Annotated in this window: 14 protein-coding genes; 9 read left to right on the forward strand and 5 right to left on the reverse strand. The window is 65.3% G+C overall.

What is annotated here, in order from left to right; genetic code table 11:
• Nucleotides 1–30: 30 nt before the first annotated feature.
• Together M2331_RS00765 and M2331_RS00770 are read right to left on the reverse strand one after the other, a co-directional pair.
• Nucleotides 31–330 carry a DUF1153 domain-containing protein gene (locus M2331_RS00765; RefSeq protein WP_181561284.1) on the reverse strand — a complete coding sequence of 100 codons (300 nt, stop codon included), beginning with the start codon at nt 328–330 and terminating at the stop codon, nt 31–33.
• Nucleotides 331–410: 80 nt separating this feature from the next.
• Nucleotides 411–731: a hypothetical protein gene (locus tag M2331_RS00770; RefSeq protein WP_181558526.1), complete on the reverse strand. Its 321-nt coding sequence runs from the start codon at nt 729–731 to the stop codon at nt 411–413.
• Nucleotides 732–893: 162 nt separating this feature from the next.
• Here M2331_RS00770 and mnmA point away from each other — a divergent pair, with 162 nt between their 5' ends.
• The 3 genes from mnmA to M2331_RS00785 all read left to right on the forward strand — a co-directional run bounded on the left by mnmA (nt 894) and on the right by M2331_RS00785 (nt 3,751).
• The gene (gene mnmA, locus M2331_RS00775; protein WP_181558527.1) at nt 894–2,000 is read left to right on the forward strand and encodes a tRNA 2-thiouridine(34) synthase MnmA; all 1,107 of its coding nucleotides are present in this window, start codon (nt 894–896) and stop codon (nt 1,998–2,000) included.
• Between the two features lie 140 nt (nt 2,001–2,140).
• Nucleotides 2,141–2,875, forward strand: a complete 735-nt coding sequence (locus tag M2331_RS00780; protein WP_184117286.1) for a hypothetical protein — start codon at nt 2,141–2,143, stop codon at nt 2,873–2,875.
• A 144-nt stretch (nt 2,876–3,019) separates the two neighbouring features.
• Nucleotides 3,020–3,751: a hypothetical protein gene (locus tag M2331_RS00785; protein WP_181558529.1), complete on the forward strand. Its 732-nt coding sequence runs from the start codon at nt 3,020–3,022 to the stop codon at nt 3,749–3,751.
• A gap of 27 nt (nt 3,752–3,778) precedes the next feature.
• On the opposite strand, the gene M2331_RS00790 is transcribed toward M2331_RS00785, so the two are convergent.
• The 3 genes from M2331_RS00790 to M2331_RS00800 all read right to left on the reverse strand — a co-directional run bounded on the left by M2331_RS00790 (nt 3,779) and on the right by M2331_RS00800 (nt 6,478).
• Nucleotides 3,779–5,080, reverse strand: coding sequence for an MFS transporter (locus tag M2331_RS00790; RefSeq protein ID WP_181558530.1), 1,302 nt, complete (start codon nt 5,078–5,080; stop codon nt 3,779–3,781).
• A 112-nt stretch (nt 5,081–5,192) separates the two neighbouring features.
• Nucleotides 5,193–5,558, reverse strand: coding sequence for a hypothetical protein (locus tag M2331_RS00795; RefSeq protein ID WP_181558531.1), 366 nt, complete (start codon nt 5,556–5,558; stop codon nt 5,193–5,195).
• An 89-nt stretch (nt 5,559–5,647) separates the two neighbouring features.
• Entirely contained in the window at nt 5,648–6,478 is an 831-nt protein-coding gene (locus tag M2331_RS00800; RefSeq protein WP_220128599.1) for an alpha/beta hydrolase, read from the reverse strand.
• Nucleotides 6,479–6,846: 368 nt separating this feature from the next.
• Between M2331_RS00800 and M2331_RS00805 the strand changes: the two genes are divergently transcribed.
• From M2331_RS00805 to M2331_RS00830, 6 genes are all read left to right on the forward strand, one after another.
• A complete protein-coding gene (locus M2331_RS00805) occupies nt 6,847–8,136 on the forward strand; it encodes an adenylosuccinate synthase (protein WP_181558533.1) in 1,290 nt (429 codons plus the stop codon).
• Between the two features lie 304 nt (nt 8,137–8,440).
• Nucleotides 8,441–9,103 carry an ATP phosphoribosyltransferase gene (gene hisG / locus M2331_RS00810; RefSeq protein ID WP_181558534.1) on the forward strand — a complete coding sequence of 221 codons (663 nt, stop codon included), beginning with the start codon at nt 8,441–8,443 and terminating at the stop codon, nt 9,101–9,103.
• Nucleotides 9,093–10,382: a histidinol dehydrogenase gene (hisD, locus tag M2331_RS00815; RefSeq protein WP_181558535.1), complete on the forward strand. Its 1,290-nt coding sequence runs from the start codon at nt 9,093–9,095 to the stop codon at nt 10,380–10,382. Before hisG ends, hisD begins: the two co-directional genes overlap by 11 nt.
• A 69-nt stretch (nt 10,383–10,451) precedes the next feature.
• A complete protein-coding gene (gene nusB, locus M2331_RS00820) occupies nt 10,452–10,913 on the forward strand; it encodes a transcription antitermination factor NusB (RefSeq protein ID WP_413716060.1) in 462 nt (153 codons plus the stop codon).
• A 1-nt stretch (nt 10,914) separates the two neighbouring features.
• The gene (thiL, locus tag M2331_RS00825) at nt 10,915–11,835 is read left to right on the forward strand and encodes a thiamine-phosphate kinase (protein WP_181558537.1); all 921 of its coding nucleotides are present in this window, start codon (nt 10,915–10,917) and stop codon (nt 11,833–11,835) included.
• A gap of 465 nt (nt 11,836–12,300) precedes the next feature.
• The gene (locus M2331_RS00830; RefSeq protein ID WP_181558538.1) at nt 12,301–14,412 is read left to right on the forward strand and encodes a sodium-translocating pyrophosphatase; all 2,112 of its coding nucleotides are present in this window, start codon (nt 12,301–12,303) and stop codon (nt 14,410–14,412) included.
• The last annotated feature ends 111 nt before the right edge of the window (nt 14,413–14,523 follow it).

A 14,523-nucleotide genomic window follows, 5' to 3' on the forward strand; every position in this document is an offset into this window, starting at 1 on the left:
TGGGAAGCGCGGAAGAGACCCCGCGCTGCCTCAAAAGCGCTGTTGGCGCTCGTAAAGCGACTTGTAATGCTGGATCCGCGTGACCCGCAGACCCGGCATGCCGGACCGGTCCACCGCGCGCTGCCAGCTGGCGAATTCCTCGAGCGTCAGATCGTAACGCGCACAGGCTTCGTCCACTGTCAGCAGGCCGCCATTGACGGCCGCCACGACTTCCGCCTTGCGACGCACTACCCAGCGGGTGGTCGACGGGGGCGGCAGCGAGTCAAGCGTCAGCGGCTCACCGAGAGGGCCGACAACTTGAGCAGGGCGAATCTTCTGGTTCTCGATCATTCTTTCCTCATTCACCGACGGGGATCGGTCTGACACGGTCTTCTTGCTCATGATGTTGACCCCAAAGCTTTTCACTCCGGCTAACCGCCAGAGTGAACGGCGCCTTCACCATTGGTCCCCACCGCCATGAATGCCGCCACGGATGCATTGAACGATCCCGCCGCGCGTCGCAGCGTTGCGGGGCTCGGTGTGTTCGATGCAAAGATCAGGCTCAGCCGTGACGGCTCATCCGCAAGCACGACCGGAAGATCGGCTTCACGAATGGCCCGGGCCGTCGGTGTCGTATCCTGGCGCGCGGCGTGAACCGTGAGCAGCAGGCGCAGATCCGGGATCCGGGGGCTGCGTCCGCTTGCCAGGGCGACAGGCAGGGCCTGATCATCGAGGTTGGCACTTATGTCCATGGCCACCCTGCTAGCAGCCAAAAGATAAGCGCTCGTAAAGGCCGTGGTGACAGGTTGTTAGGTGAGATTACCGGTGCATAGACCGCGACGGACGGTCTTTACTCGCTGGTCATGGGGTTGCGGGTGCTGGTCGCTGCGCCCCAATGCGCTTATATGGCGCCGATGGACGGACTTTTTCAGCTTCCAATGCCTCTGCAGGGCAAGCGCATCGTGGTCGCCATGTCCGGCGGCGTGGATTCCAGCGTCGTCGCGGCGCTGGCCGCACGGTCGGGCGCGGAAACGATCGGCGTCACGCTGCAGCTTTACGATCATGGCGCCGCCGTGGGGCGGACGGGAAGCTGCTGCGCCGGGCAGGACATTCGCGACGCGCGGGCGGTCGCGGACAAGCTCGGCATCGCGCATTATGTCTTCGATTATGAAAGCCGCTTCCGCGAAAGCGTGATGGACCGCTTCGCCGATGAGTATCTGGCCGGCCGCACGCCGATTCCGTGTGTCCGCTGCAATATGGGCGTCAAGTTCACCGACCTGTTCGCGCTGGCCCGCGATCTGGGTGCCGATTGCCTGGCCACCGGCCATTATGTCCGGCGCGTGGTAGGCCCGGCCGGGGCCGAGCTGCATCGCGCTGTCGATCCCGCGCGGGACCAGAGCTATTTTCTGTTCGCCACGACGCAGGACCAGCTTGATTATCTGCGCTTTCCGCTCGGCGGCATGGAAAAGCCGGTCGTCCGGCAAATCGCGGCAGAACTGGGGCTGGGCGTCGCGCTCAAGCCGGATAGTCAGGACATCTGCTTCGTGCCGGATGGCGACTATGCCGGCGTGGTGCGAAAAATGCGGCCCGAAGCCGATGATGGGGGGGATATCGTCCATATCGATGGCCGCGTGCTGGGGCCGCACAAGGGCCTGATCCATTATACGGTCGGCCAGCGGCGTGGGCTGGAGATCGGCGGCCTCGCAGAGCCGCTCTATGTCGTGCGCCTGGATGCAGCGCAGCGCCGGGTGATCGTGGGGCCGAAGGCGGCACTGGCCGTGCGCGCCGCGCGCCTCGACGAGATCAACTGGCTCGGCGGGACGTTCCATGGAAGCTTGAGCGCCAAGGTGCGGTCCATGGCCCGTCCCGTTCCCGCCCGGCTGGATGGCGACCGGTTGCTCTTCGAGAGCGAAGAATTTGGCGTGGCGCCGGGTCAGGCGGCGGTGCTCTATGATGGAGACCGAGTGCTCGGTGGCGGCTGGATCGCGGAAACGGAAGGCGCGGAGATGGCCATCGCATAAGGGCCGCGAGCCCTACCGTGAAACAAAACGTCAACTCCCATGGCTTAGAGGTGAGTGGCGGCTTGCGGAGTGCGTCCATGGCAATTTTGAAGAGGATCAAGGGTCGGGCGAGTCGAAGCGCCAGGAACCTGTCAGGTCGGGTGGTGGATGTTTTCCATGATCGGGCCATCGATCCCAAAATCGCCCGCTTTCGGGCCTCCGAGCACTTCCAGTCCATGCCGAGCCTGCGGGTTCTCGTGGTCGGCGTTCAATCGAACCGTTCGCCGCAATCGCTGGGCGAAATCTATGGCCGGATGCAGAGCAACCGCCACCGCATCACCTTCGACAGCAAGGGTGTCGATAATCTCGGCAAGCTGGACAACACCAACGTCCTCCTCGCGCGGCATGATCTCCACGCGTTCGACTGGGTGGTGATGACCGATGACGATATCGAACTGCCCGACCAGTTCATGGATACCTTCCTCGCGCTCGCCGAATATGCCGAACTCAAGATCTGCGGCCCCGCGCAGCGCGGCTATTCTTACTGGAGCCGCGAGATCATGCGCCGTCGCAAGGGGGTACTGGTGCGCGAGACGAACTTTGCGGAGGTTGGCCCGCTGGTCGCCTTCCGCCGCGAAGTGTTCGACATCGTCTTTCCCTTCCCCTCGCTGAAATATGGTTGGGGCGTCAACACCGTCTGGCCGGTGCTTGCGGAGAAGGAAGGCTGGAAGACCGGGGTCGTCGACGGCACGGCGCTCCGACACACCAAGCCCATCGGCGCGACCTATGATTTCCGCGAGGCGGCGCGCGAGGCGGAAGAGTATATGAACCGCTTCGGCATCGTCACCGGCGTGCATGTGCTGCACACCTACCGGACATTTTACGAGGCGGGCTGACGATCCTGTGCGTTTTGCCGTGAATAAAACGTCAACTCCCATGTCGTAGGGCGAGTGACGGTTTGCGGGAGTGCGTTCATGGCAATTTTGAAAAGGATCAAGGGTCGGGCGAGTCGAACCGCGAGGAATCTCTCAGGCCGGGTTGTGGACGTTTTCCACGATCGCGCCATCGATCCCAAAATTGCCCGCTTTCGGGCTTCCCAGCACTTCCAGTCCATGCCGAGCTTGCGGGTTCTCGTGGTTGGCGTTCAATCGAACCGCTCGCCGCAATCGCTGGGCGAAATCTATGCTCGGATGCAGAGCGAGCGACACCGCATCACCTTCGACAGCAAGGGCGTCGATAATCTCGGCAAGCTGGACAATACCAATGTCCTCCTAGCGCGGCATGACCTTAGCGAATTCGACTGGGTGGTGATGACCGACGATGATGTCGAGCTGCCCGACCAGTTCATGGACACCTTCCTTGCGCTCGCCGAATATACAGAGCTGAAGATCTGTGGCCCCGCGCAACGCGCCTACTCTTATTGGGGCTGGGACATCATGCGGCGGCGCAAGGGCGTGCTGGTGCGCGAGACGAACTTTACGGAGGTCGGCCCTTTGGTCGCCTTTCGCCGGGAGGTGTTCGACATCGTCTTTCCCTTCCCCTCCCTGAAGTACGGCTGGGGGTTGGACCCGGTGTGGCCGGTGCTTGCCGAGAAGGAAGGCTGGAAGACCGGGGTCGTCGATGGCACGGCGCTCCGTCACACCAAACCCATCGGCGCGACCTATGATTTCCGCGAGGCGGCGCGCGAGGCGGAGGAGTATATGAACCGCTTCGGCATCGTTACCGGCGTGCATGTGCTGCATACTTACCGGACATTTTACGAGGCGGGCTGACGATCTGGCCGGCACGCCCGTGGGCGGTTAGTTGATCACCGGGATGAGGTCGTCCTCATTGGAGGCGGGCGTGTCAGCCACTTCACCGATGCGCAGCATGGCGAAGATGACGCAGCTCAGCACCGTCATCGCGATCAGGATGGCCATCAGCCAGGCAAGGCCGCTCGCGCCATAGATCCACGCATAAAGGCTGGCGCCCAGCGCGACCGGCAGGTTGGACAGCGAATTATAGATCGTGAACTGGGTGGCGCCGACCCGCTTGTCGGACAGTCGCATCCGCAGCGGGTTGGAGCTGATCGACGTCAGAATGTCCGTCGCCTCGCGCCCGATGGAGAGCAGCACGAAGACGGTGCCGATCATCGCGACCTCGGGCGAGAGCAGGAAGACCAGCGACATGATCGCATAGCCGGCATAGGTGATGACGGTCGCGCGGCGCGGCCCGATCTTCCCGACGAGGAGGGAGCCGACGCCCATGCAGGAGATCGACACCAACAGGCCGACCGTGGCGACCATCCCCGAATAGCTGCTGGTGCTGAAATTCGCCTGTGTGGTCGCGAAGACCGGCCAGAAGGCAGTGAATGCCCCACCCACCGCGCGGCCAAGCACGCTGGCGGCGAGCAGCACCAGACTGTCGCGCTTGATCATCGAGCGGAAGGTGATGGCGAGGATGCGCAGCCAAGGCAGGCCGTGGGCGCTCAGCGCCTCGGCCGAGGCCCGGCCTTTTGTCCATGGCAGCAGCTTCTCGCCCGGCCGCTCGCGCAGCACCAGAGCGAGCAGCAGGAAGCCGGCATTGAAGGGCAGGAAGGCGGCGAAGGCAATTGCGGCACCAAAATGCTGGAGCAGATAGCCCCCCATCGCGCCACCAATGGCCATGCCCAGCGCCTGACCGCCGAACATGAAGGCGCTGGCTGTTCCCTGTTCCTCATCCGGGAGGATATCGACCGCGAGGCCATCGACCGCCACGTCCTGAATGGCGCCGCCGGAGAAGATGAGAACGCCGAGCACGGTGATGAGGCCGAGATCCTGCGGCCCCGGCGCAGCAATCGCGGCGACGGTGAGGCCGATCAGGATGACGGCCTGGGAGCCGATCAGCCAGGCGCGCCGCCGCCCCATCGGCAGATAGGCATAACGATCCATCAGCGCCGCGCCGATGAACTTGAAGCTCCATGGCAGATAGGCGGTCGCCACCAGCGAGGCGATGGCGGCAGGCGGCATCTGGTTGGAGGCAAGCCAGGCTGCCACCGCTGTCAGGAAAAGCCCGAGCGGCAGCCCCTGCGCCACGTAGAAGGTCATCATGCTGCCGATGCGCAGCCGCTTGCTCTCGCTCAATATCAGGCTGATGACGCGTCCCCTGCGGCTTGATTGTCCGGCCGCTCAGGATGCTAGAGACTCATCGGCAAAGTGCAATGGCCTGACTGACGACCCCGCCGGCAGGGCGCGGTCAGCGCGTGGGGCGCGACATGACCTGCGCATTGCCGTCCGGCTGGACCATGATGAGATGAGCATCGCCCTGATCGCACTGGGCGCGCCAGGTGGGCACGCCGCCTTCCGGCTCAAGCCGCTCGACCTTCGTGACGTCGCGGCAGGAAATATCGGCATCGCGAATGGCGCGCAGGAAGACCGCCTGCTGCTGCGTTTCGGAGAGATTTTCGATGGCCGCGACATGGTCGATCGCGTTGGCGGCGTTGTCCATCGCATTGCTGGCCAGCGCGGCATTGTTGGCTGCGCTTGCGCTATTCTCTTGGCTGGCGCCGCCGCCACAGGCAGCGAGCGAGAGCGTGGCCAGGCCGATCAGGAAAACACGCATGGGTCTATCTCCGGGGCGTTCTTGCTGGGGCGGGCATGATAGGCCGGCGCGGCCGCGATTGCGACCTTTATCGCCGGCTTATGCCGCGCTCAGCGCGCGAAGAGCGCCTTGAGCCACTTGTCGAGCACCGGCGTGGCGGGATAATCCGGGTCGCCCAGCCGGCGATTGATTTCCATGTGGCCCTGCAGGCCTTTGCCCTCGAACCGGTCGACCTGCACCGGCGTTCCGGCCTTTCGCAGAGCCTCGGCCAGCGCGCGGGCCTGCGCGGTGCCATCCTCGCGGTCGACATGGAAGATGAGGAAGGCCGGCGCATTGGGCGCAGCGGCGTGCAGCGTCGGAGATAGAGCCCGCTGCCGGGCCGGATCGTTGCCGAAGGCCTCTGTGTAGGTCTTGCCCATGATGCGCGGCCCGGACTTCATTTGGGCCGGCACGTCATATGCGGCGCCATCCAGCGCCACGATGCCGGCGGCGGCATCTGGTGCCAGACCGGCCTCGCGCAGATAGCGCGGGTCCGTGCCCACCAATGCGACGAGATGCGCGCCCGCGCTATGCCCCATCAGCACGATCCGCCGGGGGGCGATGTTCAGCTTGTCCGCGTTGGCGATGACATAGGCGAGGGCGCTGGCCACATCCGCCGCTTGCTGCTCGACCGTCGCCTGCGGCACCAGCCGGTAGTCGATGGAGGCGAGCGCATAGCCCTGCGCCGTCAGATGCGCGACCTTGCGCTGGCCCGTGGCATTGGTTTTGTTGCCATGCTGCCATCCGCCGCCATGCACGAAGATGACGAGTGGCACCGGCGCGGACGTCTGCCCAACAGCGGGCCAGAAGGCGAGGGTCTGCGCCGGATCGCGCCCATAGGCCATCTCGCGCCCGTCCACCGTCTTGTCGGCTGCGATATCCTGCTGCATCCGCCCGGCCATGCGCTCGCGGATGCGGTCGCGCAGGCTTGCATCGGCGGGCAGGCTGGTGACGCCGACCGTGGCCACGATTGCGGCGATGAGCGTGACGCGAGGTAAATGGAAGCGAATCATGAGCCTGACTTTCGAAAACGCCAGGCCTTTTGATCGGGAACTTTGCCTTACAATGCGATGAACGGATGTTCGCTATGGGTGAATTGCCCGATCTCCTGCCATGCCTGCTCGCCGCACCTGCCTTGACGGGAGGTCCGTCGAGCGGCTAACGGGCGCCCCGGACCGGGTGCGATGGCGCGCCCGCTTTGATCCAGTCCGACCACCGAGTCCTGTCGAAGGGTGGTCGCGATCCGCCCGGCAGGCGGAGACGTGTATCCATGGCAAATGTAACCGTGATCGGCGCCCAATGGGGCGATGAAGGCAAAGGCAAGATTGTCGATTGGCTGGCCAGCCGCGCCGATTGCGTCGTGCGCTTCCAGGGCGGTCACAATGCCGGGCACACGCTCGTCGTCGGCGAGCAGGTCTACAAGATCAGCCTCGTGCCTTCGGGCATCGTCACGGGTACGCTCTCCATCATCGGCAATGGCGTGGTGCTCGATCCCTGGGCGCTCAAGGCCGAGATCGAGAAGCTGCAGGGTCAGGGCGTGCATGTGACGCGCGACAATTTCGCCGTCGCCGACAATTGCCCGCTCATCCTGCCGATCCACCGCGATCTTGACGGCCTGCGCGAGACGGCCGCCGGCAAGGGCAAGATCGGCACCACGGGCCGTGGCATTGGTCCGGCTTATGAGGACAAGGTCGGTCGCCGTGCGATCCGGGTCTGCGATCTCGCTCATCTTGATTCGCTGGAGCCGCAGCTCGATCGGCTGTGCGCCCACCATGACGCGTTGCGCGCCGGCTTTGGCGAGCCGCCCATCGACCGGGCCAAGCTGATCGCCGATCTGCGCGAGATCGCGCCGTTCGTGCTGCAGTTCGCCGAGCCGGTGTGGAAGCGGCTGCGCGATGTGCGCAAGGGCGGCAAGCGCATTCTGTTCGAGGGCGCGCAGGGCGTGCTGCTCGACGTGGACCACGGCACCTACCCGTTCGTCACCAGCTCCAACACGGTGAGCGGTACGGTCGCCTCGGGCTCCGGCATGGGGCCGAGCGCGGCGGGCTTCGTGCTCGGCATCGTGAAGGCCTACACCACCCGCGTCGGCTCCGGGCCGTTCCCCACCGAGCTGGTGGACGAGACCGGCGAGCGCCTCGGCCAGCGCGGCCATGAATTTGGCACCGTCACGGCCCGCAAGCGCCGCTGCGGCTGGTTCGACGCGGTGCTGGTCCGCCAGACCTGCGCGCTTTCGGGCGTCACGGGCATTGCCCTCACCAAGATCGACGTGCTCGACGGGTTCGAGACGATCAAGATCTGCACCGGCTACCGGCTGAATGGCGAAATCATCGATTATCTGCCCGCGCACGCGGCCGATCAGGCCGCCGTCGAGCCGGTGTATGAAGAGATGGACGGCTGGGAAGGCACCACCGTCGGCGCCCGCTCCTGGGCGGACCTGCCGGCGCAGGCCATCAAATATATCCGCCGCATCGAAGAGCTGATCGAATGCCCGGTCGCCAGCGTCTCAACCTCGCCACAGCGTGAGGACACGATCCTGGTGCGCGATCCGTTCGAGGATTGAGGACAGGCGGGGCGCGCGTTGGCGCGCCAGCATGCTTTCGCAAGGAAAAAGGCGGATCGACGCCGGACGGAGCTTCCTGTCCGGCATCGGTCCGCCTTCGCGGTCTTCGGGTCAGAAGAGCAAATAGAGCAGGATGATGATGGGAATCGGGATCCCGATCAGCCACAGCAAGATGCCTTTACCCATGTCATCAGTCTCCTTCTTGTCTCCTTGACCAATGCCTCGCGCGCCAATCCGTTGCCTTGATGGGCGAATGCGGCCCGCAATTGCAGTTTCGCGCGTGAGGGCCTAAAGCGCGCCGGCTATGAGCCGCTCCATCACATTCGCCATTCCCAAGGGACGCATTCTCGAAGAGGCCCTGCCGCTGCTGGCGCACGCGGGCATCGAGCCCGAGGCGGAGTTCCATAAGAAGGAAAGCCGGGCGCTGCGGTTCGCGACCAATGTCGAGGGCCTGTCCATCATCCGCGTGCGCGCGTTCGATGTGGCGACCTTCGTCGCGCATGGCGCGGCGCAGGTCGGCATCGTGGGGTCGGACGTGATCGCCGAGTTCGGCTATTCCGAGCTTTATGCGCCGGTCGATCTCGATATTGGCCATTGCCGCCTGTCTATCGCCGAGCCGGCCGATGCGGTGCCCGAGGTGCTCGGGGCGGCCAGCCATGTCCGCGTCGCGACCAAATATCCGCATCTCACCCGCGCGCATTATGAGGCGCTGGGGGTGCAGGCCGAGTGCGTGAAGCTGAATGGCGCGATGGAACTGGCGCCCTCGCTCGGGCTGGCGCGGCGGATCGTCGATCTCGTCTCGTCCGGCGCGACGCTCAAGGCCAATGGCCTCGTTGAGACCGCGAAGATCATGGACATTTCCGCGCGGCTGATCGTCAACCGGGCGGCGATGAAGATGCGCGCTGCCGAGCTGGTGCCAATGGTCGAGCGCTTCCGCGCTGCCGTGGAGGCCAGCCGTGCCGCTTGAGTTGGATTCCCGTGATGCGGGGTTTGCTGCGCAGTTCGAGGCGCTGGTCAACGCCCGGCGCGAGGCGGATGAGGATGTCGCACAGGCTGTGCGCGATATCGTCCGGCGCGTGCGAGGCGAGGGCGACGCAGCGCTGGCCGACCTGACCGCGCGGTTCGACCGCTTCGATCTTGATGCGCAGGGCTGGTCGATCAGCTCCGAACAATGCGCGCAGGCCTATGCGCAGATCGATGCGCCGCTGCGCGATGCGCTCAATCTCGCCGCTGAGCGGATCGCCACCTATCACGCAAAGCAGAAGCCGGAAGATGCCGGCTGGACCGACGAGGCCGGCGTGCGGCTCGGCGCGCGGTGGAACGCCGTGGAAGCGGCGGGCATCTATGTGCCGGGTGGGTTGGCGGCTTATCCCAGCTCGCTGCTGATGAACGCGATTCCGGCCAAGGTGGCAGGGGTTGAGCGCATCGTGATGATGTCGCCGACGCCGGGCGGGCAGCTCAACCCCGCCGTGCTGGCAGCGGCGCATATCGCTGGCGTGAGCGAGATCTGGCGCGTCGGCGGCGCGCAGGCGGTGGCGGCGCTGGCTTATGGCACGGATCGGATCAAGCCGGTGGACGTGATCGTCGGGCCGGGCAATGCCTGGGTCGCGGAAGCCAAGAGGCAGGTTTACGGCGTGGTCGGCATCGACATGGTGGCCGGGCCGAGCGAGATCGTGGTCGTCGCGGACGGCAAGAACGATCCCGAATGGATCGCTGCCGATCTGCTCAGCCAGTCCGAGCATGACGAGACCAGCCAGTCGATCCTGTTCACCGACGATGCGGACTTCGCGAAAGCCGTCGCCGCCTCAGTCGAAGGGTGGCTCAATCGGCTGGAGACCGGCGCACGCGCGCGGATCAGCTGGACGAACAATGGCGCGATCATCCTGGTGCCGTACCTTGAGGCGGCGCTGCCGCTGGTCGACCGGCTGGCGCCCGAGCATCTCGAACTGGCCGTGGACGATCCGCAGCCACTGTTCGACAAGGTGCGCCATGCCGGCTCGGTGTTCATGGGCCGGATGACGCCCGAGGCGATCGGCGATTATGTCGCCGGGCCGAACCATGTGCTGCCGACCGGGCGGCGCGCGCGCTTCTCCTCCGGCCTCTCCGTGCTGGATTTCATGAAGCGCACCAGCTTCCTGCAGCTCGATGCCCGCGCCATCGGCGCCATCGGCCCGGCAGCGCTGGCGCTGGCGCAGGCGGAGGGGCTGCCGGCCCACGCGGCCAGCGTGGCGGTGCGGCTGAAATAGACAGACCCGATGCAGAGGCGCGCGGAACGGGATGGTGAAATCCCGTATCCATCGCGCGCCCGAACCGATATGAAGGACGCAATGAAGCCAACGAAATCAAAGTCCCGCTCTGCGGCGCGGCTGGCGGCCGTGCAGGCGCTCTACCAGCAGGAGATGGAAAGCACGCCGCTGCCGATGCTGCTCCATGAGTTCCATCAGCACCGCCTCGGCGCGACCATCGAGGACGTGACCTATCACCCCGCCGAACAGGCCTTCTTCGATGATGTGGTGAAGGGCGTGGATGCGCGCCGCGACGAGATCGACCAGCATATCATCGATCGGCTGGCCAAGGGCTGGTCGATGGAGCGCCTCGACAAGCCCATGCGGCAGATCCTGCGCGCCGGCACTTACGAGCTGATCGCCCGCGCTGACGTGCCGACGGCGAGCGTCATCAGCGAATATGTCGATGTCGCCCACGCCTTCTACGACAAGCGCGAGGCCGGCTTCGTCAACGGCCTGCTCGACGGCATCGCCAAGAGCGTGCGCAGCTGAGATGAGCGCGGAGGCGGACCTTCTCCGCCGTCTGCGCGCCATGGCGAGCGACCCCGCCGCGCGCGGCCTGATGGACGACGTTGCGGTGATGCCCACCATGGGGCAGCAACTCGTCATCACCAGCGACACGATGGTCGAAGGCGTGCATTTCCGCGCCGACGATCCACCCGAGACGGTCGGCTGGAAGCTGGCGGCGGTCAACCTCTCCGATCTCGCCTCCAAGGGCGCGGTGCCTGTTGCCTGCCTGCTGAACTATGGACTGACGGGTCAGCCCGGCTGGGACGAGGCGTTTCTGGACGGGCTGGGGCGGGCGCTGCGCAGCTTTGGGATGCACCTCATCGGCGGCGATACCGTAAAGCTGCCGGCGGGCGCGCCGCGCGTGCTCAGCCTGACTGCCATGGGCGAGGTGCCCGCGCATGAACAGGTGCCGGCGCGCACCGGCGCACGACCGGGAGACCGCTTGTTCGTTTCCGGCCCGATCGGCGATGCTGGCGCCGGGTTGGGGCTGCTCGATGAGGGGCTGAAGGAGCCGGCGGAGCTGATCCGTGCCTATCGCGTGCCCACGCCGCACATCACGCTCGGGCAGACGCTCTCGTCCCAGGCCCATGCGATGATGGACGTCTCCGACGGGTTGCTGATCGACGCGCAGCGCATGGCGCTGGCCAGCGATTGCGCGGTGGAGATCAATCAGGTGCCGCTGTCGGACGCCTATGTGTCGCTGCGCGGGAACGGCATCGAGGCGCGGCTGGCTGCTGCGACGGCCGGCGATGATTATGTGCTACTCGTTGCCTTGCCCGGCACGCTGGCGCCGCCGCGCGGCCTCCTGGAGGTCGGGCGATTCAAGCATGGCGAGGGGCTGACGCTGCGCCTCGATGGCAAGGCAGTCCCACTGCCGGCGCGGCTGGGTTACGAGCACGGCTAGGGATCGACGGTCGCTCTTGCCTCCGTTCGTGCTGAGTAGGCTCTGAGTAGCGCCGTGGCGCGTATCGAGGCGCCGTATCGAAGCATCGCGCCCTGAGCAGTCCTTCGATACGCCATTTCGACTGGCTCAATGGCTACTCAGGACGAACGGATTAGGAGGTGGACGCGGCCGTGGGCCGATTGCAAGGCTGATGCCCCGTTCGTGTCGAGCCCTTCGACTGCCCGCAGGGCGGGCGCTCAGGATAACCTTCAGCTGTAAGCTGAAGTCGAGACACCCCGCCCAGCAAGCGGCGCTTGCGGCATCTCGACTTCGCTCGATGCGAACGGGGGTAAGGTGAGTGAGGGTCGCCTCCCAATCGCCCCCTCCGTTTAACCGCTTGACGGCACGGGAGAGCGCTTTACCTTCCGCTCCAAAGCCGAACATGGGCGGCCAACGCCCGGGCACCGTCACAGGGGAGAACGCGATATGACCTCGGTCTTGATCGCCATTGGTTGCGGCCTGCTTGCCGTGATCTATGGTCTGGTGACCAGTCGCCAGGTGCTGAGCGCGCCGGCCGGTAGTGCCAGGATGCAGGAAATTGCGGGTGCCATTCAGGAAGGCGCCAAAGCCTATCTCGGGCGACAATATACCACCATCGCTGTCGTCGGCGTCATCGTCGCCATCATTCTCTTCTTCACGCTCGGTCTGCTCTCCACGGTCTCTTTCCTGATCGGTGCGGTGCTCTCGGGCGTCGCCGGCTATGTCGGCATGAATATTTCCGTGCGGGCCAATGTCCGCACCGCGCAGGCCGCGAGCGAATCCCTGCAGGGCGGGCTGACGCTGGCCTTCCGGTCCGGCGCGGTGACCGGCATGCTCGTGGCGGGCCTCGGCCTGCTCTCCATCGCCGGGACGTTCTGGTATCTGACCGGGCCGGGCGGCCTCGCGCCCAATGATCGCTCGATCATCGCCGCGCTGACGGCGCTGGCCTTCGGTGCCTCGCTCATCTCCATCTTCGCGCGGCTGGGCGGCGGCATCTTCACCAAGGCGGCCGATGTGGGCGCCGATCTCGTCGGCAAGGTCGAGGCCGGTATTCCCGAGGACGATCCGCGCAATCCGGCGGTCATTGCGGACAATGTCGGCGACAATGTTGGCGACTGCGCCGGCATGGCGGCCGACCTGTTCGAGACCTATGTGGTGACGCTTGGCCTCACCATGGTTTCCATCGCGCTGCTGGTCGATGCGCCGTCTGCGCAACTCATGGCGCTTATGTCGCTGCCGCTGGTCGTCGGCGGCATCTGCATCATCACTTCGATCATCGGCACCTACTTCGTGCGGTTGGGCAAATCGCAGAATATCATGGGCGCGCTCTACAAGGGCTTCTGGGTGACGGCGGGCCTTTCGGTACTCGGCATCTATTATGTCACCAACCGCGTGCTGGGCGACATGGATTTGGCAATCGGCGCCGGGCTGGATGGCACCGGCGGCTATACCGGCATGGCGCTGTTCTGGTGCATGTTGATCGGCCTGATCGTCACCGGCCTGCTGGTGTGGATCACCGAATATTACACCGGCACCAACTATCGGCCGGTCAAGTCCATCGCCAAGGCGAGCGTCACGGGCCATGGCACCAATGTGATCCAGGGTCTGGCGATCAGCCTGGAATCGACGGCGCTTCCGACGTTGGTCATCACCATCGCGGTGATTGCAACCTTCCAGATCGCCGGGATCATCGGCGTGGCCTTCGCGGCCACATCGTTGCTCGCGCTGGCGGGCATGGTCGTCGCGCTCGATGCTTATGGTCCGGTGACCGACAATGCCGGCGGCATCGCGGAAATGGCGGGCTTGCCCGATGATGTGCGCCACCGCACCGATGCGCTCGATGCCGTGGGCAACACCACCAAGGCGGTGACCAAGGGCTATGCCATCGGTTCGGCGGCGTTGGCGGCGCTGGTGCTGTTCGGGGCGTACACGGCGGATCTGGAAATCTACTTTCCGGACATCGCGGTCGATTTCTCCCTGAGCAATCCCTACGTCATCGTGGGGCTGCTGCTGGGGGCGTTGCTGCCCTATCTGTTCGGCGCATTCGGCATGACTGCCGTGGGCCGGGCGGCGGGCGCGGTGGTCGAGGATGTGCGTGAGCAGTTCCGCAGCGATGCCGGCATCATGGCCGGTACGTCCCGGCCCAATTATGCCCGCACCGTGGACATCGTGACCAAGGCGGCGATCAAGGAAATGATCATTCCCTCGCTGCTCCCGGTGCTGACGCCCATCGCGGTCTATTTCATCATCACCGCCGTGGCGGGGCAGGCGCAGGGCTTCGCGGCGCTGGGCGCGCTGCTGCTCGGTGTCATCGTTTCTGGGCTGTTCGTCGCTATCTCGATGACCAGTGGCGGCGGCGCCTGGGACAATGCCAAGAAATATATCGAGGATGGCCATCATGGCGGCAAGGGCTCCGAGGCCCACAAGGCTGCCGTGACGGGCGACACGGTCGGCGATCCCTACAAGGATACGGCCGGTCCGGCGGTCAACCCGATGATCAAGATCACCAATATCGTGGCGCTGCTTCTGCTCGCCGCACTGGCGCACGGGGCGATGTAAAGATCCCGGCGCACAATCCCGGAAACGGGAGAGGAGGAAAGCCCGTTCGGATCCTGTCCGGGCGGGCTTTTCACGTCTTGGCCGATGGGCCCTCTCCGCGATGCTGGCGAG

This window comes from Sphingobium sp. B10D7B (assembly GCF_025961955.1).
GTDB lineage: Bacteria > Pseudomonadota > Alphaproteobacteria > Sphingomonadales > Sphingomonadaceae > Sphingobium.